The sequence below is a fragment of the Vibrio sp. 1288 genome, from assembly GCF_033344475.1.
Genome location: NZ_JAWPOX010000653.1, coordinates 1 through 643, shown reverse-complemented (window position 1 = coordinate 643; position 643 = coordinate 1). Strand labels below are relative to the sequence as shown.

The following is a 643-nucleotide window of genomic DNA, read 5'->3' as shown; positions in this document are numbered from 1 at the left end:
CTTGTAAACTGTCGCCAATCACTAACACATCTCGCGCGCCAAGTTCTTTTAGCTTAGCAACATCAACGTTAGCGATGTCTTTCACCGAGACACGCAGACGAGTGATACACGCATCGACTGACTTAATATTGGCTTTGCCGCCCAATGCAGCTACTACATCCACCGCAATTTCATCAGGCTGTCCGGCAATCTTCACTTCTGCAATGTCGGTTTCACGACCCGGCGTTTTCAGATCCAACTTCACAATTAGGAAGCGGAACAAGCCATAGTACAGCGTCGCCCAGATTGGACCGATGATGATGAACATCCACGCGTTGGTCGACATTGGGTAGTAAAGGAAGAACTGGATCGCGCCGTGCGCAAAGTCTGTACTGTGTTTGATTTCCAAAAATGCGGTGATCGCAAACGCAATACTGGTAAGGAAAATATGGATCACGTACAGCACTGGGGCGACGAATAAGAAGGTAAATTCGATTGGCTCTGTGATACCGGTTAACCAAGAGGCCAACGCCGCAGACATCATCAAACCGCCGACGATTTTCTTACGCTCAGGAGACGCGCAGTGGTAAATCGCCAGTGCCGCTGCTGGGAGCGCCCACATGGAGTACATAAAGCCACCAGACAGATAACCTGCGGTTTTATC

General features: G+C 49.8%; 1 protein-coding gene. It reads right to left on the bottom strand.

All coding sequences use genetic code 11. The features are described 5' to 3' along the window. On the bottom strand, nucleotides 1–643 hold a 643-nt coding region (locus R8O11_RS28580), incomplete at both ends, for a PTS transporter subunit EIIC (protein ID WP_318195040.1).